General features: G+C 57.2%; 24 protein-coding genes, 1 tRNA gene and 1 pseudogene. 13 read left to right on the forward strand and 13 right to left on the reverse strand.

Translation table 11 applies throughout. From position 1 onward, the window contains the following. The first annotated feature begins 96 nt into the window (after window positions 1–96). Both AC2FFB_RS11910 and AC2FFB_RS11915 read left to right on the forward strand, forming a co-directional pair. Window positions 97–684 carry a heme NO-binding domain-containing protein gene (locus tag AC2FFB_RS11910; RefSeq protein ID WP_271950151.1) on the forward strand — a complete coding sequence of 196 codons (588 nt, stop codon included), beginning with the start codon at window positions 97–99 and terminating at the stop codon, window positions 682–684. Continuing rightward, entirely contained in the window at window positions 681–1,676 is a 996-nt protein-coding gene (locus AC2FFB_RS11915; protein WP_496693922.1) for a diguanylate cyclase domain-containing protein, read from the forward strand. The genes AC2FFB_RS11910 and AC2FFB_RS11915 overlap by 4 nt, the downstream gene beginning before the upstream one ends. Window positions 1,677–1,721: 45 nt before the next feature. On the opposite strand, the gene AC2FFB_RS11920 is transcribed toward AC2FFB_RS11915, so the two are convergent. From AC2FFB_RS11920 to AC2FFB_RS11955, 8 genes are all read right to left on the reverse strand, one after another. Continuing rightward, window positions 1,722–2,420 carry a CbiX/SirB N-terminal domain-containing protein gene (locus tag AC2FFB_RS11920; RefSeq protein WP_496693921.1) on the reverse strand — a complete coding sequence of 233 codons (699 nt, stop codon included), beginning with the start codon at window positions 2,418–2,420 and terminating at the stop codon, window positions 1,722–1,724. A gap of 69 nt (window positions 2,421–2,489) precedes the next feature. Next, window positions 2,490–3,422, reverse strand: a complete 933-nt coding sequence (locus tag AC2FFB_RS11925) for an AEC family transporter (protein ID WP_496713085.1) — start codon at window positions 3,420–3,422, stop codon at window positions 2,490–2,492. Window positions 3,423–3,484: 62 nt separating this feature from the next. Further along, window positions 3,485–4,282 (reverse strand): MBL fold metallo-hydrolase, encoded by a 798-nt coding sequence (locus AC2FFB_RS11930; RefSeq protein WP_142634836.1) that lies wholly within the window; start codon window positions 4,280–4,282, stop codon window positions 3,485–3,487. Further along, window positions 4,279–5,085, reverse strand: a complete 807-nt coding sequence (locus tag AC2FFB_RS11935) for a TatD family hydrolase (RefSeq protein ID WP_496713087.1) — start codon at window positions 5,083–5,085, stop codon at window positions 4,279–4,281. Before AC2FFB_RS11935 ends, AC2FFB_RS11930 begins: the two co-directional genes overlap by 4 nt. Further along, window positions 5,082–6,203, reverse strand: a complete 1,122-nt coding sequence (locus tag AC2FFB_RS11940; RefSeq protein ID WP_496713089.1) for a DNA polymerase III subunit delta' — start codon at window positions 6,201–6,203, stop codon at window positions 5,082–5,084. The genes AC2FFB_RS11935 and AC2FFB_RS11940 overlap by 4 nt, the downstream gene beginning before the upstream one ends. A gap of 10 nt (window positions 6,204–6,213) precedes the next feature. Beyond that, window positions 6,214–6,837 (reverse strand): dTMP kinase, encoded by a 624-nt coding sequence (gene tmk / locus AC2FFB_RS11945; RefSeq protein ID WP_496693918.1) that lies wholly within the window; start codon window positions 6,835–6,837, stop codon window positions 6,214–6,216. Beyond that, a complete protein-coding gene (locus AC2FFB_RS11950; protein WP_281972839.1) occupies window positions 6,834–7,955 on the reverse strand; it encodes a D-alanyl-D-alanine carboxypeptidase family protein in 1,122 nt (373 codons plus the stop codon). Before AC2FFB_RS11950 ends, tmk begins: the two co-directional genes overlap by 4 nt. Before the next feature lie 64 nt (window positions 7,956–8,019). Continuing rightward, on the reverse strand, window positions 8,020–9,204 hold the full coding sequence (locus AC2FFB_RS11955; RefSeq protein ID WP_496713091.1) for an SPOR domain-containing protein: 1,185 nt from the start codon (window positions 9,202–9,204) through the stop codon (window positions 8,020–8,022). Window positions 9,205–9,408: 204 nt separating this feature from the next. On the opposite strand from AC2FFB_RS11955, the gene AC2FFB_RS11960 reads away from it, so the two are divergent. From AC2FFB_RS11960 to AC2FFB_RS11970, 3 genes and pseudogenes are all read left to right on the forward strand, one after another. Further along, window positions 9,409–9,498 (forward strand) — tRNA-Ser (locus tag AC2FFB_RS11960). 434 nt (window positions 9,499–9,932) lie between these two features. Further along, a complete protein-coding gene (locus AC2FFB_RS11965) occupies window positions 9,933–11,324 on the forward strand; it encodes a DUF3604 domain-containing protein (protein WP_496874938.1) in 1,392 nt (463 codons plus the stop codon). 142 nt (window positions 11,325–11,466) lie between these two features. Then, window positions 11,467–11,661 (forward strand): annotated as a pseudogene (locus tag AC2FFB_RS11970) (IS6 family transposase); the annotation flags it as partial. On the opposite strand, the gene AC2FFB_RS11975 reads toward AC2FFB_RS11970, so the two are convergent. Beyond that, complete coding sequence (locus tag AC2FFB_RS11975) at window positions 11,643–13,295, reverse strand: GMC family oxidoreductase (RefSeq protein WP_496874939.1); 1,653 nt, start codon at window positions 13,293–13,295, stop codon at window positions 11,643–11,645. The pseudogene AC2FFB_RS11970 and the gene AC2FFB_RS11975 sit on opposite strands and share 19 nt — an antisense overlap. Window positions 13,296–13,305: 10 nt before the next feature. Next, window positions 13,306–14,334, reverse strand: coding sequence for a LacI family DNA-binding transcriptional regulator (locus tag AC2FFB_RS11980; protein WP_496874940.1), 1,029 nt, complete (start codon window positions 14,332–14,334; stop codon window positions 13,306–13,308). Window positions 14,335–14,572: 238 nt separating this feature from the next. On the opposite strand from AC2FFB_RS11980, the gene AC2FFB_RS11985 reads away from it, so the two are divergent. The 8 genes from AC2FFB_RS11985 to AC2FFB_RS12020 all read left to right on the forward strand — a co-directional run bounded on the left by AC2FFB_RS11985 (window position 14,573) and on the right by AC2FFB_RS12020 (window position 23,533). After that, a complete protein-coding gene (locus AC2FFB_RS11985) occupies window positions 14,573–16,039 on the forward strand; it encodes an aldehyde dehydrogenase family protein (protein WP_496874941.1) in 1,467 nt (488 codons plus the stop codon). 54 nt (window positions 16,040–16,093) lie between these two features. Further along, window positions 16,094–17,068, forward strand: a complete 975-nt coding sequence (locus AC2FFB_RS11990; protein ID WP_496713098.1) for an ABC transporter substrate-binding protein — start codon at window positions 16,094–16,096, stop codon at window positions 17,066–17,068. Between the two features lie 67 nt (window positions 17,069–17,135). Next, window positions 17,136–18,668 (forward strand): sugar ABC transporter ATP-binding protein, encoded by a 1,533-nt coding sequence (locus AC2FFB_RS11995; protein ID WP_496693915.1) that lies wholly within the window; start codon window positions 17,136–17,138, stop codon window positions 18,666–18,668. Beyond that, window positions 18,653–19,630: an ABC transporter permease gene (locus AC2FFB_RS12000; RefSeq protein WP_496780451.1), complete on the forward strand. Its 978-nt coding sequence runs from the start codon at window positions 18,653–18,655 to the stop codon at window positions 19,628–19,630. The genes AC2FFB_RS11995 and AC2FFB_RS12000 overlap by 16 nt, the downstream gene beginning before the upstream one ends. 3 nt (window positions 19,631–19,633) lie before the next feature. Then, window positions 19,634–20,632 (forward strand): ABC transporter permease, encoded by a 999-nt coding sequence (locus AC2FFB_RS12005; protein WP_142634806.1) that lies wholly within the window; start codon window positions 19,634–19,636, stop codon window positions 20,630–20,632. Continuing rightward, window positions 20,629–21,729, forward strand: coding sequence for a mandelate racemase/muconate lactonizing enzyme family protein (locus AC2FFB_RS12010; RefSeq protein ID WP_496874942.1), 1,101 nt, complete (start codon window positions 20,629–20,631; stop codon window positions 21,727–21,729). The genes AC2FFB_RS12005 and AC2FFB_RS12010 overlap by 4 nt, the downstream gene beginning before the upstream one ends. Next, entirely contained in the window at window positions 21,726–22,766 is a 1,041-nt protein-coding gene (locus AC2FFB_RS12015) for a zinc-dependent alcohol dehydrogenase (protein ID WP_496710506.1), read from the forward strand. The genes AC2FFB_RS12010 and AC2FFB_RS12015 overlap by 4 nt, the downstream gene beginning before the upstream one ends. Next, window positions 22,763–23,533: an SDR family oxidoreductase gene (locus AC2FFB_RS12020; RefSeq protein ID WP_496874943.1), complete on the forward strand. Its 771-nt coding sequence runs from the start codon at window positions 22,763–22,765 to the stop codon at window positions 23,531–23,533. Before AC2FFB_RS12015 ends, AC2FFB_RS12020 begins: the two co-directional genes overlap by 4 nt. Window positions 23,534–23,563: 30 nt before the next feature. On the opposite strand, the gene AC2FFB_RS12025 is transcribed toward AC2FFB_RS12020, so the two are convergent. The 3 genes from AC2FFB_RS12025 to AC2FFB_RS12035 form a co-directional block, all read right to left on the reverse strand. Beyond that, entirely contained in the window at window positions 23,564–23,983 is a 420-nt protein-coding gene (locus AC2FFB_RS12025) for a secondary thiamine-phosphate synthase enzyme YjbQ (protein ID WP_271946117.1), read from the reverse strand. A 112-nt stretch (window positions 23,984–24,095) separates the two neighbouring features. Continuing rightward, window positions 24,096–24,959: a sugar phosphate isomerase/epimerase family protein gene (locus AC2FFB_RS12030; protein WP_496874944.1), complete on the reverse strand. Its 864-nt coding sequence runs from the start codon at window positions 24,957–24,959 to the stop codon at window positions 24,096–24,098. 12 nt (window positions 24,960–24,971) lie between these two features. After that, complete coding sequence (locus AC2FFB_RS12035) at window positions 24,972–25,862, reverse strand: NAD(P)-dependent oxidoreductase (protein ID WP_496874945.1); 891 nt, start codon at window positions 25,860–25,862, stop codon at window positions 24,972–24,974. Window positions 25,863–26,077 lie beyond the last annotated feature (215 nt).

Raw genomic sequence — 26,077 nt, forward strand, 5'->3', positions numbered from 1 at the left:
ATACTTGCGTGAATTCTATGTGGTGACGCCCGCGTGTTGGGTGTTTGTTAACAAATTTCAGAGCACACTGCGTGAGAAACCAATTTGAGGTCTCTTATGCATGGTCTGATCAACCGGGCGATTCAATCCTTTGTTGCGGTGACCTACGGGCAGCCGTGCTGGATGCGCGTGATGGATTCAGCCGAACTGGGCTTTGCCGAGTTCGAGGCCATGCTTGTTTACGACGATGATATTACCGAGCAGGTATTGGATAAGGTATGCACGGTCCTGAAACGTTCACGAAGTGACGTTCTTGAAGACCTGGGAACGTACCTTGTGTCTCATCCCAACATGGAAGACCTGCGCCGTCTGTTGCGATTTGGCGGTGTCAGCTATCTGGAATTTCTCCATTCGCTTGATGATCTGTCAGACCGGGTCAGATTGGCCGTATCGGATCTAAATCTTCCGGCACTTGAATTGCACGAGCTTTCACCGACGGAATACAGATTGTCCTGCCATCCAGGCCTGCCTGGCTTTTCAAGCGTCATGGTTGGTGTATTGCGCGCGATGGCTGATGATTACGGGGCTCTGGCTATGCTATCGCATGAGGGCCAGCAGGGTGAGATCGAGTTTATCTCAATCGTTCTGGTAGAAAGCGCTTTTTCAGAAGGTCGGCATTTTGATTTAGGGGCGCGAAAAGCATGATGAACACGAATAATCTGGCAGAGCTTTTACAAACCCTGTGCCCAATGTTTTTGCTGGTGAACGAGGATGGGAAAGTGACCCGCGTCGGATCAACCTTGCAAAAGCTGCGCCCTGAAAAGCCGATGGAAGGTCAGAGCTTTCTGGATATCTTTGAGCTGCTTCGCCCTAGGGCGGTTACCACAGTTTCAGGCTTGATGTCCCAGGCCGGCACCAAGTTACAGCTCAGGTTCCATGACGCCCCGCGCACAGCATTGAAGGGCCTTATCGCTCCGCTGCCCGAAGGTAAGGGGGCGGTCATCAATCTGTCTTTCGGAATATCGATTTTGGATGCGGTCCGGGACTATGCCCTGACCAGTGCGGATTTCTCGGGCACTGATCTGGCGATCGAATTATTGTATCTGGTCGAGGCGAAATCGGCAGCAATGGAGGCGTCCAGATCTCTGAACCTGCGCCTTCAAGGGGCGATGCTTGCCGCCGAGGAAAAGGCATTTACAGATACACTGACGGGGCTGAAAAATCGCCGGGCGATGGATGTTCTATTGGATCACATGATCTCGTCCAAATCTCCATTCGCGCTGATGCATCTGGATCTTGATTTTTTCAAATCGGTCAATGACCAATTCGGGCATGCCGCGGGCGACTATGTGTTGCAACAAGCGGCGCGGATCATGGGTGAGGAAACCCGCGGAGACGATACAGTGGCGCGTGTCGGCGGGGACGAATTTGTAATTATATACAAAGGATTGACGGACGAGGGTGTTCTCTCTGCAATCGCCAGCAGGCTGATCGAACGTCTGCGGGAAACTATGATGTTCGACAACGTGTCGTGCCAGGTTTCAGCCAGTATAGGAACGGCGCTTTCGACCCAGTTTCCATCGCTTAAACCGGCTGAGATTTTGCATGCGGCAGACCTTGCCCTGTATGCGGCCAAGCGAAATGGCCGGTCTCGCCACTGTCTATATTCGCAGCTTGTGGATCACTCACACAGATAGGTTTCCCCCTAAAGGAACCGGCAAAGTGTATGTGGTCAGACGACTCTATTTCGATGAAGAAAAAGCTTTGAGAACGGACGCTATGTGTTGCTGCACCAGTGGCAGTTCACCCACAACCGGTAAAACCTGTCCCTTGAACTTGGCCTTGCTTAATTCTTGCGGCACATCCTCAAGAACATGGCCACCCGTGCAGGCAAAAAATGGCAAACACAGGGTTTGGGCGCCGGTTCCTGCGGCGGCCACAGAAATCGAAGGGGCCTCTTCGACAAACCCAAGGCGCAGGGATCCAAGTGGTATCAGTTGCAACAAAGCGTCGCCGAATGCCGTTGCAACGGCGGAAGGGTTTCTGCTGCGGCCCGATCCATGCGCAGCGATCACAAGGTCCGTTTCTTGTGACCGCCAGTCTTTGTCCTGCAGCGTTCCCTCAAGGGTTTGCGCGACCAACTGGGGCAATTTCGGGTCCGCGCCCAAGGGATCCAGAATAGGGTTTCGGCGGTCACCAATACGTTTCGGCAGCACATCTGTGACAAACCACCCTTTGGCCATGAATAGGGGATAGATGACGGCGTTGCCGGGAATCTTGTCCAGTGTGCTGTCAAGTGCCCCGGGGGCTGCCAGCGTTGCAGAATGAACCGAAACACCGGCACACAGGGCATTTACATCGGCCGCATAAGCCGCCAAGGCCGCTTCGGCTGGTTCTGGGTCAGAAGGTTGGCCATGGGTAACGATAAGGGCGTGTGTCATAAATCTGTCCTGTCCGCTTTAGCGATAGGTGCGCCGCGTCGTGTAAAAGTCAATCCGCCTGCGGCACCGTCAGCCCAATAGGGTCAGCCAAAACCAGACGCTCAGGATAGATACTGCCGTCCCCAACAGAACAGAGGATGCAGCAACCCGTTTGGCGCGGCCATAGATGTTTGCAAAGATATAGGCGTTGAAACCAGGGGCCATGGCGGCTGTCATCACTCCGGACCGGAATAGATCCTGTGGCAGTCCAAGGGTGGATCCGAAAAGCCAGAAAAGGCTCGGGTGCAGCAGCAGAGAAACGCCGCAGACAAAGGCGATCGCCCTTAGGTCACCTTCGGGTCTGTATTTAACCAGAACGCCCCCAAGCGCGAATAGCGCGCCGGGAAGGGCCGCGCGGGTCACCAGGCCAAGGGCATCATCTACAACGGCTGGCACGCCGAGCCCGGACAGATTTACGATGAAACCCAGTGAGATCCCGACAATCAGAGCGTTGCGAAACATCGCGGTCAGGACCGAGCGAACCATTCGCGATCCTCCGTGGCCCCGGTTCCGGATCACCTCCATTACCGTGATGCCTAGGCCGTAACAAAACGGCGAGTGAAAGGCGATGACGGCATAATTGCCCGTAAGGCTTTCAGGGCCATAAGCCCGTTCAGTAATCGGCAATCCCAGCAGGACGGAATTGGAGAACAGGCAGCAAAAACCGATTGCGACGCAATCCTCCCATTCGCGGTTGAAGATCAGTCGCGCGCCGAACAGGCCGGCACAAAAGCAAAGCGCAGCAGCAGAGTAAAAGCTGATCAACAGCTTGGGATCAAAACTGACACTGAGGTCGAGATGTGAAATCGCAAGAAACAGAAGGCAGGGGATTGCAAAACCCTGAGTGAACTTCATCAGGCCATCAATGTGGTTTTCCTTGAAGTATCCAAAAAGAGTGGAGACGTAACCGGCTCCAATAACAAGAAAAACTGGAAGGATGACTTCAATGAGATTTTGCAGCATGTCAGCGTTCCGCAACAGTTATTCGCGCGGGAAAGGATATCTGCATGATCTCGGCCAGGGCTCTACAGAGCCTGATGTATCACCATGCCGTCATAAGCAGGGGTGATGTTGTCTGCGGTTTCTGCGTCGACTGCGGCATAGTCAAGATCGATATGCATGTTGGTCAGAACCGCGGTTTTTGGTTGCAACAGGTCGATCCAGCCAAGGGTCTTTTCCAGATGCGCATGGGTCGGGTGCGGGGACCGGCGCAGCGCGTCGATCACCAGACAGTCCAGACCCTCTAATGTGGTCCAGGCATCGTCATATATCTCTGCCACGTCCGGCAGGTAGGCCAGATTGCCCATTTTGAAACCAAGCGCGTCGATTGATCCGTGGTTCACCTTGAAGGGGTGAAACGGGATAGGGCCTCCGGGGCCAGTGATCTCGAACGGGCCGTCGATTGTCTTGAGGTTGAGGATCGGCGGGTAGGGTGAGTTTTCGGGTTGGATGAAGGCATAGCCAAATCGGCCCAAAAGATCATTCTGGGTGTCGCCATCAGCCCAGACCGGCACCCGTTCGCGCATGTTGAAGACAATCATGCGCAAGTCGTCAATGCCGTGGACGTGGTCGGCATGGGAATGGGTATAGACCACCCCGTCCAACCGCCCGGTGCCGGTGTCCAGCAGCTGGCTGCGCATATCCGGGGTTGTGTCGATTAGAACCGAGGTGGTGCCTTCGGGCCCGTCACGTTCGACCAGCATCGAGCAGCGGCGGCGGATGTTCCTGGGGTTTTCGGGGTCGCAGTCGCCCCAGTGACCGCCAAGACGTGGCACTCCACCTGACGAGCCGCAGCCCAAAATGGTGCAGCGCAGCGTGGTCATGCCGCCGCCTTGTAAGAGGCGACCTTGGTGAAAAGTCTTTCGAAATTGGCCTGCGTCTGCGCCGCGAAATCGGCATAGCCCATGCCAAAGACCTCGGCGCCTTTGCGGGCGGTGTGGGCGGTATAGGCCGGTTCATTCCGTTTGCCGCGATACGGGGGGGGCGCCAGATAAGGTGCATCGGTTTCAACAAGGATGCGGTCTACTGGCGCATTTGCGAAAATATCGCGCAATTCCTGGCTTTTGGGAAAAGCGGCGATGCCCGACATGGACAGGTAAAACCCAAGATCCAGGGCGGACTGTGCCAGCTCGGCCGAAGACGAAAAACAATGCATCACACATGAATAGGGGGCATTGCCGTATTCTTCGGCCAGAATGCGGGCCATGTCTTCGTCCGCCGCGCGCGCATGAATGATCAGAGGCAGTCCGGTTCGCTGAGCGGCCTCGATATGAACGCGCAGGGATTGCTGCTGAACCTGCGCACTTTCGGCGGTATAGTGATAATCCAGCCCGGTTTCACCGATACCAACAAACTTGGGGTGCTGTGACAGTGCCACCAGCTCGTCCACAGTTGCCATCGGTTCATCGGCTGCACTCATCGGGTGCGTGCCTGCCGCGTAGAATACCGGCGCGTGAGCCTCAGCTATGGCGCGCACAGTGGGCTCGTTCCTCAGCCTGGTGCAGATCGTCACCATCCGGGTCACACCGGCTTCGGCCGCATTTGCGACGATCAGGTCCAACTGTCCTTCAAAATCGGGGAAGTCCAGATGGCAATGGCTGTCGGTGATTTGGGGGGTGTCGCTCATCTGTTCTGACCGGCGGTTTCCTGTATCTTGAACACCGTATCTAGGACCAGAGCGGCAGGGTCAAGGTTCACCGCCTGCCCGTGGCGGGCGCGGGCGGTGATCTGGGCTGCGGTTTCCGCCCAAAGGCGTGCCTGCTCCGGCGATCTGGACAAACGGGACAGGATATCACCTTCGTTTGGCGCGGCCTCTGGCGATGGCGGAGCACCAGTCGCACCGGTCACAGCAAGACGTGACAACGCAATGTCGATCAGCGTCAACAGCAACTCGAACCGTTCGGTTGCTCCGCGCTGTGCGGCAGCCTCGGCCAGAGCCAGAGCGCGTTGTCTGTCCAGCCGGGGCAGGGTGCCCAGGATCGCGATGAGCTCGGCATATATTTCGAGCCCGCTCAGATTTATCAGGCGGACGGCGTCCCCAACGGACCCGCTGGCCAGAGCGGCCAGATGGTCGGGGTTTCCAGTCAGCTCAACCCCGGTCTGGGTCAGTGCGGCGTTCATATCTTCCGCGTTCAGCGGCGAAAGGCGCAAGGTACGGCACCGGGATCGGATCGTGGGCAAAAGGCGCGACGGCTGATGCGAAATCAACAGCAGCGTCGTCCTCGCAGGCGGTTCTTCGAGCATTTTCAGCAATGCGTTGGCGGCGCTGATGTTCATCTCGTCAGCGGCATCGACGATGACGACACGGCGGCCCCCATCGGCCGAGGACAGGCCGAAGAACTTCCCAAGTTTGCGAATGTCGTCCACAACGATTTCATTCCGCAACCTGCCCTGATCGTTCACGGATCGTTTGATGGCGGCCAGGCCAGGCTCGGCACCAGCCAGAATTCGATGAACAACCGGGTGATCTGGTGGAATCTCAAGCGTTTCAGGGGGAGGTGGCGCGCCAAACAGCCCATCCTCTTCGACAGCCGGGGTCGCCAGCAGAAACCGCGCGATCCGCCAGGCCAGCGTCGCCTTGCCCACACCTCGGGGGCCGGTCAGCAGCCAGCCATGGTGCAGGCGATCAGAAGCATAAGCGCAAAGAAAGGCCTGCTCGGCCTCTGCCTGCCCAAACAGATGTGGCGTTTCGCGCGGATGAAGGGCACCGGGTGCCTGATCCGGGATCGGGATGTCGTTGTTCATCAATCGTCCGTCACAAGGCTTGCACGACGATATCTGTCACATCGCGGGCAACACTGTCCATGTCCCTGTTGCCATCGACCAGGCGAAACCGGTCGGAAAATTCATCCGCCAGTTCCAGAAAACCGGCCCGCATCTTCTGTTGTAGGTGAATGCCGAAATCCTCGAACCGTTCTTCGGTGCCCTGCCGGCCCTTGGCCCGAGAGAGGCCGGTTTCAGGATCCATGTCGATCAACACGGTCAGATCCGGTTCACGTTTGATCATCAGCTTATGCAACTGATCGACCAAACCACGCAGGTCGCCGCGTGATAGGCCCTGATACATGCGGGTGCTATCGGCGAAACGGTCGCAGATGACGATCTTGCCCGCAGCCAAAGCGGGTTCAATGGTGCGTTCCAGATGGTCGCGCCGCGCAGCAGTGAAAAGCAGGATTTCCGTCTCAGCTGACCAGCGATCGGGATCGCCTTCAAGAACCAGTCTGCGGATTTCCTCGGCCCCGTCAGAGCCGCCAGGTTCACGCGTTAGAACGACATCATGCCCGAGCCCGCGCAAATGCTCGGCCAGCATACGCGCTTGCGAGGATTTGCCTGATCCATCGATACCTTCGAAAGTCAGAAATAACCCGCCTGCCGTCACATCGCGCCCAACGGGTTACCAATGACATCTTTCGCGACAATGCCGCCAACTGTCATAATCCGCACGAAGAAACCGCCCTTTTCGACGCTTTCCGCTGCAACCAGGGGTCTACGGATCTCGGGCAGGCCATCGGGTTTGATGACAAGCTCAGCGATTTCCTGTCCTTTGGCGATGGGGGCCTCAAGCGGACCGTCATAGACTATTTCTGCCTCAACATTCTTATCCCCGAGAACAGGCAGCAGCAGTGTCAAATCCTCATGCGGGACAAGATCAACCGTTTTCGAAGTGCCCATCCAGATATCGGCTTGTCCTATCGGTTTTTCTGCTTCGGCAAGCTGCCTCTCGACAAAATTGCGAAACGACCAGTTAACGACGGCCTCAGCCTCCTCTGCGCGGCGGGCGACGCTGTCGAGCCCCGACAAAACGAAAATGACCCTGCGATCCCCCTGCTGTGCCGATCCTACAAGGCCATAGCCCGCTTCTTGCGTGTGGCCAGTCTTTAGCCCATCTGCACCAATCCCAAGTTTCAGTAAGGGATTCCGGTTACGCGAATTTGACGGCACCCGGTTGTCGAATTCGAACTCTTCCTCGGCGAACAGAGGGTAATATTCGGGAAAGTCGCTAATCAGATGGTCGGCCAGAATGGCGAGGTCATGCACAGACATCATGTGGCCTGCGGCTGGCCATCCGTTCGAATTCGCAAAGTTCGAATTATTCATGCCCAGCTGTTGCGCGCGTTGGGTCATGAACCGGGCAAACCCAGCTTCGGTTCCGTCCGGGCTGAGGGCTTCGGCGATAACAACACATGCGTCATTTCCTGACAGGACTATGATCCCGCGCAGCAGGTCTTCGACCCGGACACGGTCCTGCGTGTTCAAGAACATACTTGAGCCCTTATAGCTGGTCGCATGTTCGGAAACCGGAAGTTCCTCATTCAGTTCCAGGCGACCGTCCCGCAGCGCTTCGAATGCTACAAACAGGGTCATGAGTTTGGACATGGACGCGGGCGGCAACGGCTGGTCTGCGTCTTTGGACAAAAGAACGGTTCCTGTCGTTTGGTCCATGACATAGGCAGCACGGGCTTGCGTATCGAAAGCTTGTGCGGGCAGGGCAAACATAGCCAAACTGAGGGTCAGTACAGATGATCGAAATGAGGACAGCACGAGGGGGACCTCCTTTTGCTTAATTCTTCACGGTATAGGCGTCAGAAAAGCCCAGATCTTTGACGTCGCTTTGCATTGCGTTTCGTTCCGCCCGCGTCAAAGCAGGACCAACGATCACCCTCCAAACGGTTTTGCCATTGGCTTCGAGTTTTTGAACTTTCGCAGGCAACCCGTTTCGCCGAATTTTCTCGGCAGCACCTTCGGCATTTTCTTCAACTGTGAAAGTGCCCACCTGAATAAACGGTTTTGAAAGCGATGAAACGGAGGCAGCCTCAGTGCTGGCTGCGGTTGCTGCCGGGGTAGGGGCGGCCTCTTCGATGGCCGCTGCAGCGCCCTCAATCGGGTCCAGAGGTGTTTCGGTGATTTCGTCGGCAGACTTCTTTTGCCACCATTTACGCTTCGGTGCAGCCTCGGTTGGCGGCGTGACAGTGGGATCGGTCAGATTTGCGGTTGGTGCTGGCTCAGGCGCCGCCTCGATAATCTCTGTTGCCACCTCATCGGCCTTTTCTGCGGTTTCAGCCACGGCTGCAGCTGTCGCAGCACCAGCTGCGGCAACTGGAGCCTTCTTTTGCCACCATTTACGCTTGGCTGGTTTATCAATGTCTTCGGACACATCTGCCGTGGTCTGGCTATCGGTTTTCTTTTCCTGAGGTTCAACCGCCTCAGCAGTTGGGGTCTCTTCGGGTTCAGCGACCCCTTCGGGCTCAGGAGCTTTTTCTTCTACTTTCTCGGCAGGCTTGCGTCGCAGGGCAACAACTTCAACCCGAGTCGGTGCGCCTGCGAGGATACCCAGTTTCGCGGCGGCAGTCGAAGACAGTTGCAGCGCAGGGCCCGGCAAGTTGCGTTCGCGGCGGAAAAGTGCGCCGGTTACGGATTTGTTGTTCTTTGTATTCGTTATCCGAACACGTTCAGGCTGTGTAACGTCCGGGTGCGCGACCCAGATTCCGCCCAACGAGGGGCGCCCATCCCACAAACCGGCTTCGGTGACCTTGAAGACATCAGGAGCTTCAACATCATCACGCGCGTTCCCTGTCGTTTTGGGAAACAGCTCTAATTTGCCGTCGTCCTGCACGCTTTCGTCCGCCTGCTCGGTGGATGTTCCACCCGATGTCAGGGCCTCGTCGCACCCTGACAGAGCAGCAACTGTTATTACCAGAACCGCCAGTGCCCGCGGTTTTGCGCGTGTCGTGGTCGCTCGATCCATATTTGCAATCCCTTGCCTGTAAGGGGCCTCTTTCATCGTACCCCGCCGCCGATCGCTGGTTCTGAGCTGCCAGCCTGTCACGGTCTTTCACGCAAAGCATAGCCTGCACGTTCGGCCATGGAAAGTCTGCTGCACAGGCTTCGGCAAGATTTCCCTATTTGGTCTTGCCACCGTTTAAAGATAGCCTTAGACCCGGCCCCACGCGGGGAGGTGGCAGAGTGGTCGAATGCGGCGGTCTTGAAAACCGTTGGGCGTGAGAGCGTCCCCAGGGTTCGAATCCCTGTCTCCCCGCCACTCATACTTGTCTCACTTCAGTTGTGTTTTCTGATCCGGAATTGCGCCGCAATTCCCGCGAGTTGGCGCATGCGCTTTCAATCAGAGACGGAGCAAACCGTACACTCAGAACGCAATTCAGGCCTCAGTCTCAGTGGCGCATTTTGGCGGGGTCGCTTTGGGAGGGATTTCCCTGATACTCGGCAATTTACAGGGAATTTTCGTGAGATGGGTCTGGAACCCAGAGTTTCTCCTCTCAGAAATGTATGTTTTTCAGAGGTCTATGCTGCAAATTCCCAAAAAGGTGGAGCAGGGAATTGTTCCGTCGGATCAGGGAGGGCGAACTTTGTAGCAGGGACGAAGGACTTGGAGATGTCAGAAGCCGAACAGGCGTTCCTGTTCGGACCAATCAGGTGCGTGGGTCACGCTGACCAGTCAGATGAGGCTGCTCAGCCATGGTGCCTGAGAACCCGATCAAGAACGCTTACTTCGGCGAAACTCATGTATATACTTCGTTTTCACTTGATGCCTACATTGGAGGTGCACGCCTGACACCTTCGGACGCGTATCGCTTCGCGAAGGGTCAACCTGTCTCGGTAAACAACGTGCAGCGCAGAATCGGTCGACCTCTGGATTTTGCGTCCATTTCCGTTCATGCAGAATTTCTTGGCGAGATGCTCTCAACGCAGATCCCATCTGCTCCAGGGCATTACCAAGAAGCTGCTGGCTCTACACTGTTGGCCATCCCACAAAACTCCAACGGAAGCAAAGGCTTGATGTTTGAGCCGATCGACAATGCCGGAAATCCAATCACGCGCGAATATGCCGAGCGCCGCGCCAAGTGGGAGCCGTTGATCGAAATGATGCAGATCAAAGGCAATTCCGAAACCCATCCCGGCGTGTCGCCTAACGATGAATTTGCGAACTTCGAGAATGCAGAGAGTATCGCTGCATTCCGTGAACGTTTCTTCCACACCGATGGCTTCGTCCGTTGGGCTGCGACTAAAGGGCTCGACTATGAGCAGAAGCTAGGTGCGAACCCTTGGAAACTTGGTTTCATCGGAGGCACAGACAATCATATCGGTACCCCAAGTGATGTCGATGAGGCGACTTATAATGGCAGCCATGGTGTTGCCGACGGTACTATCGAACAACGCCGCGAAGGCGAGATAGACGGCTGGTTGCTTGGCCCCGACGCCAACCCGGGCTCGCTCGCAGGCGTCTGGGCGTCCAAGAACACACTTGGTGCGATTTTTGACGCGATGCAAAGCCGCGAAACCTTCGCCACATCAGGCCCTAGGATACAGCCGCGTTTCTTTGGCGGTGCAATACTCCAAAGCAACAACGATCCCGTGAAGCTTGTAATGGACGGTTATGCCAACGGGGTGCCGATGGGCGGTTCTCTGACAGCTTTGAACGGCCCACCAAATTTCGCGGTGCACGCATTAAAAGATCCGATCGGAGCCAACCTCGATCGCGTACAAATCATCAAGGGTTGGGTCGATGTGGGCGGATTGCCGCAAGAACGTATCATTGATGTAGTGTGGTCAAGAGATCGCGTGCCGGACGTGAATGGCAAGCTGCCGCCCATTGGCAATACGGTTGATCCTGAAACTTCGACTTACAGTAACGCAAACGGAGCTGCGGAGTTGTTTGGTCATTGGACAGACGACGATTTTGATCCTGGCCAACATGCTCTGTACTACATGCGCGTCATCGAAATACCAACTCCACGCTGGACGACGTATGACGCCGTCCGCCACGGCTTGCCGCTCCTTGAGGATGTCGCGGTGTGGATATACGAACGAGCGTGGATTTCGCCAATTTGGTATTCACCGGAGCAGTAGCCCACGGTCTTGTCAGAAGAACTTTGCTTGAGCGGGGCAGGGCGGTTGCGTAGTTTTTGCACATGACCAAACCTGCCTCTTTTAAAAACTTCAAGACCAGTCCCGAGATCATCCGCCTTGCTGTGATGCTGTATATTCGATTTCCGCTCTTCCGTTTCGACGACGCGAACGCGCGACGCAACGGTTCAGGCGCATGCGAAGTTTACAGAAATTCGCTGCCGTTCATTCTTCCGTCTAAAACCACTTCAACCAAGAAAGATCGCTCACCAGCCGAGACACCTTCATGCTGACCCGCGCCGCCGCTCTTAGCGAGTGGCGTCAACTTTGTTCCGGATAAGAATTGCGTCCCTCGCGTACTGATCCGATGCCAAGGATTAGGTCGGCGCATCGTTCGCCAAGCATCATGGCGGGTGCGTTTGTGTTGCCGGCGTTGATGTCGGGCACTGCGGACATGTCGCACACCCGTAAGCTCTCGATCCCGCGAACGCGCATTCTGGCGTCCAGCACTGCCATTCCGTCGCCGTCCCGGCCCATTTTGGCAGTGCCCGCCGGGTGATAGTTGGTTTTTACGAATCTCTTGCAATGTGCTCGCAGCGTCTGGTCGTCGTCCGCTATCGGAATGACGATTTCGCGGATCCTTTGTGCAAGCGGGCCCGACGTGAATGCCCGACGAAAGAACCGCTGCCCCCGGATCATCTCTTGCATGTCGTCTTCATGCTTCAGAAGGTTGGGCGAAACCACCGGCATAGCTTGAGGATCGGCCGAGCGAAGCCGAACCTCTCCGCGTGATTTCGGTTTGACCACGACGGTCGTAACGGTCACGCCAAAGTCATCCTGCACCTCGTCCAGCGCGTCGCGATCCAGATAGACGATGGGCACGCAAAAGGCTTGAATGGTCGGTTCTCCATCAGGAACCGACGGATTGACGAAGGCACCAGCTTCGACCCCGGCCGAAGTCACAGGGCCGCTGCCGAACAGTTTGAACTGTATGCCGTTGCGAAGCATCCGCCAGCCATCACCTTGTTTAAAATATCCGTATGGACCGTTGGCAAAGGCGGTGATGGGAACTTCGGGGTGGTCGATCAGGTTCTGACCGACCCCGGGCAGTGGGCAGACCACAGGAATACCGTGTTCGGCAAGATGTGCATCCGGTCCGATACCCGAAAGCATGAGGATTTTCGGCGTGACCAGAGCGCCCGCTGCAAGGATAACCTCACCATCACACCGGACGGTGTGGAACCCGCCTTTGTCGCGATACTGCACCCCGACGGCCTTGTCGCTTTCGATGATGACTTTTCTGACCGTTGCGCCAAGCCGTATGGTCAAGTCCGGGTTCGTCTCGAGAGGGGCGAGGAAAGCATAGGCTGACGAGCTGCGCTTTCCAGCGCGATTGGTGAACTGATAGAACCCGACACCGCGCTGTGTTGCGCCGTTGAAGTCCGTGTTGAATGGTTCACCAAGGGCCTGCACCGACTGAACGAACCAACGGGACATGTCGTCGATATACCCCGGATCAGAGACCTGCACCGGACCATCGCTGCCATGCAGGTAATTATGAAGCCTGTTGTTGTCTTCAATCCTGCGGAAATAGGGCAGCACATCATCCCATCCCCAGCTGACCCCGACGTTGGTCTGTCGTAGCAGGTCGTTCCACGCGTCATAGTCAGAAGGGCGGCCGCGCATATAGACCTGCGCATTCACTGACGACCCGCCGCCCAGTACGTTGGCCTGCGGAATCTCATGCACGCGGCCGTCCAGGTGGTCCTGCGGTTCGGTCTGGTGGTAGGTCATGAACTTGGACCCGTTGATCATCTTGAAAATACCCGGCGGCATGTCCAGCAATGGATGGTGGTGCGAATGCCCGGCCTCCAGCACCAGAACCCTGCACTTGCCCTGGTTGACCAGTCGGGCGGCGGCTGCGGCACCGGCTGAGCCGCCGCCGATGACGATGTGATCGAAGGTTTCCGTCATGATGTCGCCTTCAGGTCCGGCGTTTGGGTTCTCTGATCGAGTCGCGCTCGACCAGTTCGCATTCAAGCTTCACGAGTGGGTGCCTCTGACCATCCGTCGGCCCGTGGAATAGCTGTTCGACGACCCAGCGTCCCATCGCCCGGGTGGGAAGAATCATCGAGGTCAGGGGCGGCGAAAGGTGTCGCGCGGTTTCGTCATCGTCAAATCCGATGACCGAGATGTCCTCGGGGATGGACAGGCCAAGTTCCTTGAGTGCCTCATAGCAACCGATTGCCATGCGGTCATTCTGACAGAAAATGGCGGTTGGCGGAGAGGGCAGGTCCATCAATTCGCGCGTGGCGGCATATCCGGCGCTGGGCAACCAATTGCCTTCGACAACCAAGTCCTCGTCGAATGGAATGTCGGCGGAAGCCAAGGCGTTTCTATACCCGGTCGTTCGTCCCGCGGCGCATTCCATGAACGGCTCGCCGGTGATAGTGGCGATTCGTTTGTGCCCGGCCTTGATCAGGGCGTTGGTCGCCGTATGTCCAGCAGCGACTTCGCCGGGGATCACCGCAGGAAACGAGAGGTCGTCGCAAAAGCAGTTTAGCAGCAGAACCGGGGTTGCGGCCTGCGTGAGGATTTCCGGAACGACCACCCGCCGGGTGAAAACAGTTGCGTAAACGATGCCCGCAACCTGTTGGTCGAGGAAATACTTAAGCGTTCTGGGTTCGACCTCTGGGTCGTTTTGGGTTTCTGCCAGCAATACAAGATTTCCGGTGTCCCGAACGGCCTGTTTCACGCCGCTAAACGCGTTTACCATTTCGGGGCTCGACGCCAGATCGTCCACGACAAAAGCGATGGTGTCGTCTAGTGCCGAGGGTCGGCGCGCGCTGTCTTGGGGTTTCCTGGGTTGAGAGGGCATGGCGTATCCAAGCGTATTGGCGGCATCCAGGACTCGTTGCTTTGTGTCCTCGGAGATTTTGACGGAATCGTTCTTGTTCAGAACCAGCGATACTGTCGTTTGTGAGCATCCAGCGACGCGTGCAATGTCGTGCATCGTTATGCGCTGTCGGCCCGCGACTCGTCCTACACCCCTGTGTTGTCCAGCCTTGTTCGCTTGATCGTTCATCGCTCAACCTTTTTGTTCGTATCCTTTTTACCGATTATGCGGAGGACGTGCAACTAATATTAGCGGATAGTAATTAATATTAGTGTTGACTGAATAATAATATTAGTGTTTTGATCGGTGGTGCGGTCGCCATTGTGGTTTGACCGAGCAAGCGCGGGAGGCGAAATTGCGGTCTGTAGTGGGGGAGTTGGGTCAAGTCGTTCGGCATTCGATGTTCATCGATGGCCGCTTTGTCGACCTTGACGCGGACACGGTTGTTGTCGAAAACCCTGCGAATGAAGAGATCGTTGCGCTAGTTCCAGATGGTGCCGCCGCTCACGCGGATGCGGCGGTCGAAGCGGCCCATCGGGCTTTTGGCTCGTGGTCCTCGCGCCCGGCGATCGAGCGGGCTCGACTGGTCCTGAGGCTCGCTGAGGCCGTCCGGATCGACGCCGGTCGTTTGGCTGCTCTGATCACCGCCGAGCAGGGCAAGCCGATCTCGCAAGCCCGAGGTGAAGTGGATGCTGCCGTCACCTTTCTTTGCCATGCGGCTGAAGAGGCCCGGAGGATTTCGGGTGACATAGTTGCGTCGGACAACGAGTCCGAGGAAATCCAGATCCGGCGTCATCCTTATGGCGTTGTTGTTGCGTTGACGGCCTGGAACTATCCGTTGGCATTGGCCGCCAGGAAGGTCGGACCCGCGCTAGTCGCGGGCAACACCGTAGTTCTGTTGGGGCACGAAATCACGCCGCTATCCGGTCTTGCGGTCGCCGAGCTTGCCAACAAGGTCGGGTTTCCGCCCGGTGTTCTTAATGTTCTGACAGGCAAGGGGCCGGTGGTAGGGCAGCGGTTGGTCGAACACCCCGATACGTCACTGATCACGATGACCGGCAGCACACGCGCCGGGAAAGAGATTTTTCGCGCCGCGGCCAACCGGATCAAGGTTGTCAGGCTCGAGCTTGGCGGTAAGGCTCCGTTCATCGTGATGGAGGATGCGGATATTGACGCCGCCGTTTCGGCCGCCATTGCCGCCCGGTTTGCCAATTGCGGCCAGATTTGCACCTGCAACGAGCGTATGTATCTGCATTGCGGCATTGCGGATCAGTTCTTGGAAAAATTCGTGTCCGCGGTCCGCGCTTTGTCGATCGGGGAACCGATGGACGACTGCGATTTGGGTCCCAAAGTCAGCAAGGCCGAAGTGACCAAGGTCGCCGAGATCATCCAGCGCAGCATCGCCGAAGGCGCCACGGTTCATCTTGCAGGTGGGCCCCTGACGGACGGGGCGCACCATAAGGGGCACTGGATGTCCCCGACGGTTCTTGAGGTCTCAGACAACAGCAATGCCGCGATGCAAGAGGAGGTCTTTGGCCCCGTGGCAACAGCCATGCGAGTAGATGATTTTGATCAGGCGATAGACGTAGCGAATGACACATCATTCGGGCTGTCTGCCTATCTCTTTACGGCATCGCACCGGCGATTGATGGAGGCCCCGAGCCGTTTGAAGTTCGGCGAACTGTATCTGAACCGCTCCAATGGTGAGGCCGTGCAGGGATTTCATACCGGTTGGGGTATGTCCGGGGTTGGGGGTGAAGACGGCGCATATGGCTTCGATGGCTATCTGAGGAAACAGACGACTTACATGAATTGGGCATGACCTAAAACTCGCGGTCAAAACGTTGGCGACCGCACCAATGGAGGAGGAATAACCATGAAACGCAGAACTCTTTTGATCTCGACGGTTGTCGCGGGTGCGCTGTTGGGCACGACTGCGATTGCGCAGGATCTGCCACAGCTTGAGCAGAAGGAACGCTACAAAGTTGGCTTTGCGCAGATGGAGTCGAACAATCCGTGGCGCATTGCCGAGACCAAATCGTTCCATGACACGGCCGAGGCCTGCGGCTGGGACCTTATCGCGACGGATGCAGCTGGATCTGCGGCCAAGCAGGTTGCGGATGTGGACAGCATGATCGCACAAGGCATCGACGTTCTGTTTCTGCCTCCAAGGGAAGAAAAGCCACTGATTCCGGCGGTTATGAAAGCACGCGCCGCCGGCATTCCGACTTTTCTCGTGGACCGCTCGGTTGATCCGGCCGTCGCCAAGCCAGGCGAGCATTTCGTAGCATTCCTGGGATCGGACTTCATTGATCAGGGCAACCGCGCCGCGCAATGGCTGATGGAAAATTTCGACGGCGACAAGGGCGTCATCGTCCAGTTGGAAGGCACAACTGGTTCTTCACCTGCAAATGACCGTAAAAAGGGTTTCGACGACGCGATCGCAGCGGACGACCGCTTTGAGATCGTGGCTTCTCAGACCGGTGACTTTGCGCGCGACCTGGGTCGTCAGGTGATGGAAACCCTGCTGCAGGCGCACCCCGATGTGAACGTGGTCTACGCCCACAATGACGAAATGGCGATCGGCGCGATCCAGGCTCTGGAACTGGCCGGCCGCAAGCCTGGCGAGGATGTGACCATCGTTTCGATCGACGGGACACGCGATGCTCTTCAGGCCATCATCGATGGCAAGATGGGGGTCACGGTGGAAAGCTCGCCCTTCTTCGGTCCTCTGGCTTGTGAAATCATGAAGAAATACGCGGCTGGCGAGACGATCCCGGAATGGGTGAAAGTCGAAGATCGTATCTTTACCAAAGACAATGCGGCTGATCACATCGACGAAGCTTATTGATTCTCCCTGGTGGGTGGTGCTGGCCTGTGGTCGGTGCCGCCTGCAAGCAATCGGAGGAAGACATCTTATGAATGCGCTCGTCTCGATGTCAGGAATTGAAAAGTCCTTTGCCGGCGTACCGGCACTGAGCCAGGCCAGTCTGGAGATCGCACTTGGCGAGGTTCATGCGCTGATCGGTCAGAACGGTGCCGGCAAATCGACGATGATCAAGGTTCTGACCGGAGTTTACGATCGGGATGCCGGCGACGTCCATTTGGCGCGTGGGCCTAGCCGCATTTCCACCCCGCGCGAAGCGCAGGAATCCGGAATTGCCACGATCTATCAGGAGCTCAACCTGGTTCCGCTGCGGTCAGTGACCGAGAACATTATCATGGGGTACGAGCCCAAACGTCTCGGTTTGGTCGACTGGCGCGAGGGCAACAGGCGCGCACGCGAGGTTCTTGCGCGCTTTGGCATAGAAATTGACGTGACTGAGCCGCTAGGAAATTTCTCGACTGCGATCCAGCAGTTGGTTGCGATTGCGAGGGCTGTTTCTCTTGACGCGAAGCTGGTCATTATGGACGAGCCGACGTCGTCGCTTGATGCCAGCGAGGTCGAGGTTCTGTTCGGTGTGGTGCGCGAGTTGAAGAAACAGGGCGTGTCCGTTCTGTATGTCTCGCATTTCCTCGATGAGCTGTTCCAGATCTGCGATCGGGTCACAACGATGCGCGACGGGCGCACTGTCAGCACTCGCAATGTCCAGGACACAACCAAGCTGGAAATGATCGCGGACATGCTGGGCCGCAACAAGGACGAGATTGCGGCAGACGGTTTGACGGACTTCGCCGGCGCCAAGGCTAAGAAAGGCGATATCGTTCTGCGGGCCGACTCTGTTTCGACAGGCCCACGACTGACGCATTTCGACCTCACGCTCCACCGCGGGGAAATCGTTGGGTTGGGCGGGTTGCTGGGCTCTGGCCGGACTGAGGCGGCGCGCGCTTTGTTCGGCGTGGACGGAGCACTCAGCGGCGCAATCGAGATACACGGTGCGGTCGGGCAACCGTCCGGACCGGGTGAAGCGATAGCAAACGGGGTCGGCTTTCTGACCGAAGATCGCAAGGCCGAAGGGATTATTCCCGACATGTCCGTGCGTGAGAACATAACGTTGGCCCTTTTGCCGAAACTAGCCAGCCGTGGTCAGATCGATTTTGCCCGCGAGCGAGAGATCGTTCAGGCCTTCATCGACGATCTGGGCATCAAGGCGGCGCATATGGACCAACCCATTCGCGAGCTGTCCGGCGGCAACCAGCAGAAGGTGCTGCTTGCCCGTTGGCTGGCGACGCAGCCCGACATCCTGATACTCGATGAGCCGACCCGAGGCGTGGATGTCGGCGCCAAGCGAGAGATCCAATCGTTCATTCGGTCTTACGTCGAGAAGGGGTTTGGCGTGGTCCTCATTAGTTCAGAATTCGAAGAACTGGTAGAAGGCGCCGACCGCATCGTGGTCATGCACGAGGGGCGCTCGGTCAAGGAACTGACCAACCCCGGGATTACCGAGAACATACTGGTGCGCGCGCTTGCGCATCATGAAGGAGGATCTGGTTCATGGACCGAGCAATGAAGTTGCCGCAACGGGTCGCCTCAATGCCCTTCCGCTTTCACGGCGGCATCGCCGCGTTGGTCGCCTTATTGGTGTTCAACGCGTTTTTCACCCCCAATTTCCTGCAACTGCAAACATTGTTCGTGAATATCAGCCAGGTTGCCACGATCGCCATCGTGGCCATGGGCATGACGCTGGTGATCGCCACGGGTGGTATCGATCTTTCGGTCGGTGCGGTCATGGCACTGGCGGGGGCAGTTGCTCCGCTGATTTTCCTGTCGGATCTGGGCGCTGCCTATCCGATGCTGGGCGTCACTTTGGCCATTGTCCTACCGCTGTTTATCGCCGGGCTATGCGGGGTGTTCAACGGTGTGATGGTTGCCGTGTTGAATGTGCAACCCATTATTGCGACGCTCATTCTCTTTATCTCGGGTCGCGGTATTGCCCAAGTCTTGACGAACGGGAACCTGCAGACCTTTTCCAACCCTTCATTCAGTTATCTTGGAACCGGCAAAGTGCTTGGCTTGCCGTTCCAAGGGTGGCTGGCGCTGGTCATTGCCTGTGTTCTGTTTTGGGTTATCACCAGAACCACTTGGGGTCGTTACCTGCTGGCTATCGGCGGCAATGAACGCGCGGCCTATCTGTCGGGCGGTCCCGTCCGGCGGGTCAAGATTGGGGCCTATGTTATCTGCGCCGTGCTTGCGGGTCTGGCGGGGCTGATCGTCGTTGCTATAAACTCGGCTTCGGACGCGGCGCGCAACGGCAATCTTATGGAGCTTGATGCCATCGCGGCCGCGGTTGTTGGCGGGGCTCTTTTGCAAGGCGGGCGGGCGCCGATCTTTGGTGCCATACTGGGAGCCGTCATCATCCAATTGGTCAAATATACATTGCTGGCCAACGGGGTAGAGGACGAAGTTGCACTGATCGCCAAAGCGGTCATTATTATCCTGGCCGTCTGGGTCCAGCAGTTCCGGAGGGCTTGATCGATGTTGGATGAAACGGCTTTTGACCTGCGAAAGTACCTTCGGCGCAATTCGGCTTCGGTGACGGTGTGGATCGCACTGCTGGCTTTGATCCTGTTTGGGCTGATGCGCTATGACAACTTTGGCAGCGCCTACAATTTCTCGTCTTTCCTGAACTACAACGCGATGTTCATCGCGATTGCGCTGGGTATGTGTTTTGTGATCATGACCGGCGGGATTGATCTGTCGGTTGGATCCGTTGCGGCCTTTACGTCGGTTGTTGCGGCCTATCTCAGCCCATACGGGATTCAGGTTGCGCTGCCGGGGGCCGTGCTTGCCGGGGTGGGCTTCGGAGCGATCAACGCCTTTTGCATCATCATCCTTCGGATTCCGCCCTTCATCGCCACGCTGGCCACCATGCTGGCCGCAAAAGGCGGCGCACTGGTGATTTCGGGCGCCCAGACAATTTCGGTTGATTGGGGGTCGAACTTCACCAAGCTTGGCATGGGGCAGGCGTTTGGTCTGTTTCCATGGGCAATAGTCATAGTGGCCGGACTGACGCTGGTACTGTGGCTGGTGCTGGAAAGAACAACCATCGGGCGGACCGTCTTGGCGATCGGTGGCAGCGAGGATGCCTCGAACCTCATGGGTCTGAAGGTGAATCGCGCCAAGGCTTTCGTCTACCTGCTTTCGGGCGGCTGCGCAGGGCTGGCTGGCGTCTTTCTGGCCTCGGGTTTTGGAGCCGGACAACCCCTTGAGGGCATCGGATGGGAATTGTCGGCCATCGCGTCCGTTGTTGTGGGCGGCACCTTGTTGACAGGTGGGATGGGTTCGATCCCTGCGACCGTGGCCGGAGCGCTTTTGCTGGGTCTGGTGTTCAACGTTCTGAACTTTGAAAACGGTCAGGGGACCATCAGTTTCAGCGCCTATTGGCAGATGGTCATACGTGGAGGCTTTCTTTTTGTGGTCATCCTCTTACAGTCTCGGGTTATTGCCAGGCAGCAGAAGGTCTTGGGTTCGTGAATCGCATAGAAAGTGTTTCAGCGCGGCTGTTCAACGTCCCGCTCGCCGAAGTCCTGGTCGATGCCAAACATGGCGATCACACGTTCTTTCAATTGATCACCGTTACCATTCAAACGTCGGATGGGGTTGAGGGGGTTGGGTATACCTATACAGGCGGCAAGGGCGGTCATGCCATCTTGGCGATGATCCAGCATGATCTAGCGCCGTTCCTGGTTGGACAAGGCGCCGAACAGATCGAAAGCCTGTACGATGCCATGCAATGGCATGTGCACTATGTGGCACGGGGTGGGATCGCCTCGTTCGCCATTTCGGCCGTGGATATTGCCCTTTGGGACATTCGCGGCCGAACGCAGAATGCACCACTATGGCAAATGGCTGGTGGAGCGTCCAAACGGTGCAAGGCCTACGCCGGCGGGATCGACCTGAATTTCTCGTTGGAGAAACTGCTGTTGCAGACCGAAGGCTACCTTGCGCGTGGGTTCAACGCGGTCAAGATCAAGGTCGGTCAACCGGATCTGGCCGATGATCTGGCGCGGGCCCGGGCGGTGCGCGAAATGTTGGGGCCGGACCGGTTCTTCATGGTCGACGCGAATTACTCCATGAGCGTCGAGCAGGCCATCGTGGCAGCCCGAGGGTTCGCCGACTGCGATATCCTGTGGTTCGAGGAACCGACAATTCCAGACGATTACAAAGGCTATGGCCGAATTGCCGAAGCCACGGGCGCGCCCCTTGCTATGGGTGAAAACCTGCACACGATTCACGAATTCGAGTACGCCTTTGATGACGCGAAGCTGAGTTTCATCCAGCCCGATGCTTCAAATTGCGGCGGGATCACCGGCTGGTTGCGCGTGGCCGCGCTGAGCGCACAGCACGACATTCCGGTTTGCAGTCATGGGATTCAGGAGCTGCACGTCAGCCTTGTTGCCGCGCAACCCAACGCAGGGTGGCTAGAAGTACACTCATTCCCGATAGATCAGTACACGACCCGTCCGCTGGTTGTGGAAGACTGTATGGCCGTGGCCCCGGATACACCGGGAACCGGAGTGGAATTCGACTGGGACAAACTGAATGCGGAACACATGGAGATGCATACATGACAACCGAGACGATCTGTGCGGCATACTACAGGGGCAACAAGAGCTTTGCTGTACAGCAAGCCCAAGCGACGGATCCGGGCCCCGGCGAGGCTGCCGTTCGCGTTGCCTATTGTGGGATTTGCGGGACGGATATGCACGTCTACCACGGCAACATGGATGCCCGTGTCGGCCTGAATCGGGTGATTGGACATGAGATGTCAGGTGTCGTCGAAGCGGTGGGCGAGGGCGTCGACACGGTCGAACCCGGCCAGAAGGTTGTTGTCCGACCGCTTGATCACTGCGGAGAATGCCCAGCTTGCAAACGGGGGCATCAGCATATTTGTCAGAACCTCAAATTTCTCGGCCTCGACACCGATGGCGCCATGCAAGAGATCTGGACCGTTCCGGCCCATACGTTGCACATTCTGCCAGACGACTTGCGCATGGATCACGCGGCGCTGATCGAGCCGGTCGCCGTTGCCTGCCACGATGTGCGGCTGTCTGGCCTGCAACCTGGCGAGGACGTTGTCGTTATCGGCGGCGGCCCGATCGGCATCCTGGTTGCCATGGTTGCGCGGGATGCGGGTGGAAATGTCGTGATTTCCGAAGTGAATCCGAACCGTCTTGCGATTGCTGAAAAACTTGGTTTTGACACGATAAACCCAATCGAAACCGACCTGGTGTCCACAATCAACGCGCGCACGGGCGACAAAGGCGCAGATGTGGTTTTCGAGGTGTCGGGAACGCAGCCCGGAGTTGATGCGATGACCGCCGTTGCCGCGACTCGGGCCCGGATCGTGATGGTCGCGATCCATGCACAAAAGCCCCAGATAGACCTGTTCCAGTTCTTCTGGCGAGAGCTGCAACTGATCGGTGCTCGGGTCTATGAGCCAGAGGATTACGAGAAAGCCATTGCAGTTGTCGCCTCGGGCGGAGTGGACGCGGATGTTGTGATTACTGACGTCAGCCCTCTGGCAGACATCCAGGCCGCGTTCGAAGCACTGGATCGCAGCCCAACCGCAATGAAAAGCCTGATCGAAGTAGGACCGCGTTCATGAGTGTTTTGCAAAGTTTCGACCTGACGGGAAAAACGGCCCTTGTGACCGGATGCAAACGCGGTATCGGGCGCGGAATGGCCGAGGCATTGGCATCGGCTGGAGCCGATATCATCGGAGTGTCCGCCTCGCTTGAGCTGTCCGGGGCGGATGTCGAAAAAGCCGTGACAGCGATGGGACGCAGTTTCCGGGCTTACCAATGCGACTTCTCGGATCGCGCTGCGCTGCATGCGTTCATTGATCAGTTGAGGGCCGACGGACAAACTCCTGATATCCTTGTCAACAATGCCGGCACGATCAAACGAAAACCCGCCACTGAACACCCGGACGACTGGTGGGACGAAGTGATCGAGGTGAACCTGTCCTCGCAGTTCGTTCTGTCTCGCGAGATCGGCAAGGACATGCTGGCGCGCGGCTCGGGCAAGATCATCTTCACCGCCTCGCTGCTGACGTTTCAGGGCGGCATCACCGTTCCCGGATATGCGGCCTCGAAAGGTGGGATTGGACAGCTGACGAAGGCCCTGGCCAATGAGTGGGCCGGGCAGGGTGTGAACGTGAATGCAATCGCCCCCGGCTACATCGCGACCGACAATACCCAAGCCCTGCAGGACGATCCGGTCCGATCAAAGTCGATTCTGGAACGAACACCCCAAGGCCGTTGGGGTACGCCTGGTGATTTTGCCGGACCTGTAGTCTTTTTGGCTTCTGCAGCGTCGGACTACGTCAACGGTGAAATCCTTGTTGTCGACGGGGGCTGGATGGGGCGGTAACACCGTCAACTCTCCATGTGACCCAAGGCATCACGTCCCGATGTAGTGCACCTTCAATCGTCGTGTCTTGGGTGCCTCGCGATGTTCGAAGAGATACAGGCTTTGTACGCGGCCCAGCGGAAGCTGCCCCTGTTCGACCGGGATGGACACCTGCGTTTGCGTCAACAGCGCCCGCAAATGCGATGGCGCGTTGTCGTCTTCGCTCGGGCGATGGTGATATTTGCCTGATGATTTGGGGACCAGTTCTTCGAAGAACGTCTCGATATCCTTGACCACCTCGGGATCGGCATTGGCCTGAACCAACAGCGCGGCACCGGTGTGGACGCACCAAAGGGTCAGCAGGCCCGAGCCAAGTTCATGGTCAGACACCGCACCCTGAACCACCCCGCTGATGTCGGTGAGGGATTTGCCGGGCGTTTCAATGGACAGCTCAAAAAATTCTTGCTTCATCCATCAGATCCTTTCCTTGATTTTGCGCGAATGCGCCCAGCTTTCCGCACCCCATTCGGCATTCAACTTTGAGGCTTAAGCATATGATTTGTAAAGTACAATGGCGCTTCATTCATGCGAACAGGCTTTTGAACCTGTCCACACACAGACGAAACCCATCTTCGAAGTTTCCGTTGCCGGGATGATAAACGCTCTCGAAAGAAATGACGCCATCATAGCCGTCGGATCTGAGCGCGTCCGCGATGGGTTGGAACAGAGGCGCAAGCTGACCTTCCCCCATGCGGCGCACTTCCAGCGTTGCCCGCGGCGTGTCGACCTTTACGTCCTTGATGTGAATGTGACCCAAGTAGCCGCCACGCAGTTCTTCATAACCGTTCGGGTATGCCAGTTCATGGCACCAGCAGTTGTTTCCGGGGTCCCACAGCACTTTCAAAGTGTCTTTTGCGTCCAACTCGTCAATCAGCTTTCGGGCTGTATAGTTGGAATTGACCAGCGTGCCGTTTCCAGTTTCCACGACAAGCGTCACCCTCTCAGCTCTTGCTAGTTCAACCGCCGGCGCGATCAGAGGCGGCATCGTGTCCCATACCCCATGCGCCACGTTCCACTTCTCGGCGCCGTTTTTTCCCCAGAGTATCTGCTCTTTTCGTGGCGTCATGATCCGAACCAGCGGCGCCCCAACTACATGCGCCATGTCGATCACGCGTTTCAAAGCGTCCATGTGCCGAGTGTGCAGGTTGTCGCCGGGCCTGTTGGCAGCTGTCATCCCCGCAAAGATATGGCGAGACAGACATGACACAGGCTTGCCCCGGTCGCGCAAAAGCGCGTCGATCTCGGCAATTTCCTGCGGGGAATGGTCCCCGACCTCCGTATCTCCAACGAACTGAAGCTCTGCATAGTCCAGACCGAATTCGTCCATTACGTCCACGGCATGCCGCAGTTCGCGGGAAATGCCGTCGCAAATCACACCAAGTTTCATGTTCGTCCCCCCTCAGCGATGCAATTCTGCGCCAACGATCTCTTCGATGACCTGAGTACACACCCAGTTGTCGCCGTTCGGGTATTTGGTTTTTCCTGCGTGAAAGATCTGCATTGCGGATGACGCTGTGTGCATTGGAACGCCCAACGAACCGGCCAGTGCCAGCGAGATAGTCAGGTCCTTGTGCATGGTTGCGATATGGCTACCGGTGGCCTCGAACTTGCGATCAATGATGTTTTCAAGGGCGGTATTCACGACGCCGCACCCCGCGCTGGATGAGGAGAACACATCAAGTATTGCCTGACCACTGACACCGGCTTTGGCCGCAAGGGCCGCAGCCTCGAATGTGGCGGAAAAGATCGATCCGATCAGTGATTGCAGGCAGGCTTTCACGGTTTGCCCGTCACCGGCGTTTTCTCCGACCCGGTGGATGGTTGCCGACACTGCCTGCATGACTTCGGCATTTCGATCCAGCACATCCGCGGCACCGGCAGCCATCATCGTCAAAGTGCCGTTCTGCGCGCCGGGAAACCCACCCGAGACCGGAGTGTCGATCAGGTGGATGCCCGAACTCTCCATGTCTTGCCCGATTGCGCGTGCTTCGGCCGGAGTAATGGTCGCCGACAGGATGACCGTTCCGCCTTTGGCCATGTTCGCAACCAGGCCGTTTTCACCCAGAATGACATCGCGGGCCTGATCTCCGTTCATCACCATGACAAACACGCTGGCGGCGTGACGGCCGACCTGACCCACGCTGTCCTTGGCCAGGCCGCCCATGTCGGAAAATGCGGTCATGCGTGTCTCGCTCAGGTCGAAACCGGATGTTTCAAAGCCATTCTTGATCAGGTTCTTGGCAAGGCCGCTGCCCATGTCGCCAAGACCGATTACACCTGCTGTTTTCATTTGAAGTCCTCCCGTTTTTCCGCCATTTCCGTCTGGCAGACGTTTCGAAAAATGATGCCATAAGGCATCGGTTTTCGCGGGAGTTTCACGCGTCTTGAACAGACGTCGGGCGAGTCCGGAAGACACCCCGCTGCCCGTTTACGTACCGTAAGTAAACGAATATTGCGGCGCTCAGGCAAGCAAAGAAGTGATACGGGCGGAAAGAAACTGCCGCA

The organism is Ruegeria sp. YTSA219 (assembly GCF_059609985.1).

What these genes read in the sequence shown, in the direction of transcription:
- AC2FFB_RS11930 (WP_142634836.1), bottom strand. Translation starts at nt 4,282, where the DNA reads ATGACCACGCTGCGCTGCACCATTTTGGGCTGCGGCTCGTCAGGTGGA.
- AC2FFB_RS11980 (WP_496874940.1), bottom strand. Translation starts at nt 14,334, where the DNA reads ATGCACGACATTGCACGCGTCGCTGGATGCTCACAAACGACAGTATCG.
- AC2FFB_RS11925 (WP_496713085.1), bottom strand. Translation starts at nt 3,422, where the DNA reads ATGCTGCAAAATCTCATTGAAGTCATCCTTCCAGTTTTTCTTGTTATT.
- AC2FFB_RS11995 (WP_496693915.1), top strand. Translation starts at nt 17,136, where the DNA reads ATGAATGCGCTCGTCTCGATGTCAGGAATTGAAAAGTCCTTTGCCGGC.
- AC2FFB_RS12035 (WP_496874945.1), bottom strand. Translation starts at nt 25,862, where the DNA reads ATGAAAACAGCAGGTGTAATCGGTCTTGGCGACATGGGCAGCGGCCTT.
- AC2FFB_RS12000 (WP_496780451.1), top strand. Translation starts at nt 18,653, where the DNA reads ATGGACCGAGCAATGAAGTTGCCGCAACGGGTCGCCTCAATGCCCTTC.
- AC2FFB_RS12030 (WP_496874944.1), bottom strand. Translation starts at nt 24,959, where the DNA reads ATGAAACTTGGTGTGATTTGCGACGGCATTTCCCGCGAACTGCGGCAT.
- AC2FFB_RS11975 (WP_496874939.1), bottom strand. Translation starts at nt 13,295, where the DNA reads ATGACGGAAACCTTCGATCACATCGTCATCGGCGGCGGCTCAGCCGGT.
- AC2FFB_RS11910 (WP_271950151.1), top strand. Translation starts at nt 97, where the DNA reads ATGCATGGTCTGATCAACCGGGCGATTCAATCCTTTGTTGCGGTGACC.
- AC2FFB_RS11990 (WP_496713098.1), top strand. Translation starts at nt 16,094, where the DNA reads ATGAAACGCAGAACTCTTTTGATCTCGACGGTTGTCGCGGGTGCGCTG.
- AC2FFB_RS11915 (WP_496693922.1), top strand. Translation starts at nt 681, where the DNA reads ATGATGAACACGAATAATCTGGCAGAGCTTTTACAAACCCTGTGCCCA.
- AC2FFB_RS11950 (WP_281972839.1), bottom strand. Translation starts at nt 7,955, where the DNA reads ATGTTTGCCCTGCCCGCACAAGCTTTCGATACGCAAGCCCGTGCTGCC.
- AC2FFB_RS11940 (WP_496713089.1), bottom strand. Translation starts at nt 6,203, where the DNA reads ATGAACAACGACATCCCGATCCCGGATCAGGCACCCGGTGCCCTTCAT.
- AC2FFB_RS12020 (WP_496874943.1), top strand. Translation starts at nt 22,763, where the DNA reads ATGAGTGTTTTGCAAAGTTTCGACCTGACGGGAAAAACGGCCCTTGTG.
- AC2FFB_RS11955 (WP_496713091.1), bottom strand. Translation starts at nt 9,204, where the DNA reads ATGGATCGAGCGACCACGACACGCGCAAAACCGCGGGCACTGGCGGTT.
- AC2FFB_RS12015 (WP_496710506.1), top strand. Translation starts at nt 21,726, where the DNA reads ATGACAACCGAGACGATCTGTGCGGCATACTACAGGGGCAACAAGAGC.
- AC2FFB_RS11935 (WP_496713087.1), bottom strand. Translation starts at nt 5,085, where the DNA reads ATGAGCGACACCCCCCAAATCACCGACAGCCATTGCCATCTGGACTTC.
- AC2FFB_RS11920 (WP_496693921.1), bottom strand. Translation starts at nt 2,420, where the DNA reads ATGACACACGCCCTTATCGTTACCCATGGCCAACCTTCTGACCCAGAA.
- AC2FFB_RS12005 (WP_142634806.1), top strand. Translation starts at nt 19,634, where the DNA reads ATGTTGGATGAAACGGCTTTTGACCTGCGAAAGTACCTTCGGCGCAAT.
- AC2FFB_RS12025 (WP_271946117.1), bottom strand. Translation starts at nt 23,983, where the DNA reads ATGAAGCAAGAATTTTTTGAGCTGTCCATTGAAACGCCCGGCAAATCC.
- AC2FFB_RS11965 (WP_496874938.1), top strand. Translation starts at nt 9,933, where the DNA reads ATGGTGCCTGAGAACCCGATCAAGAACGCTTACTTCGGCGAAACTCAT.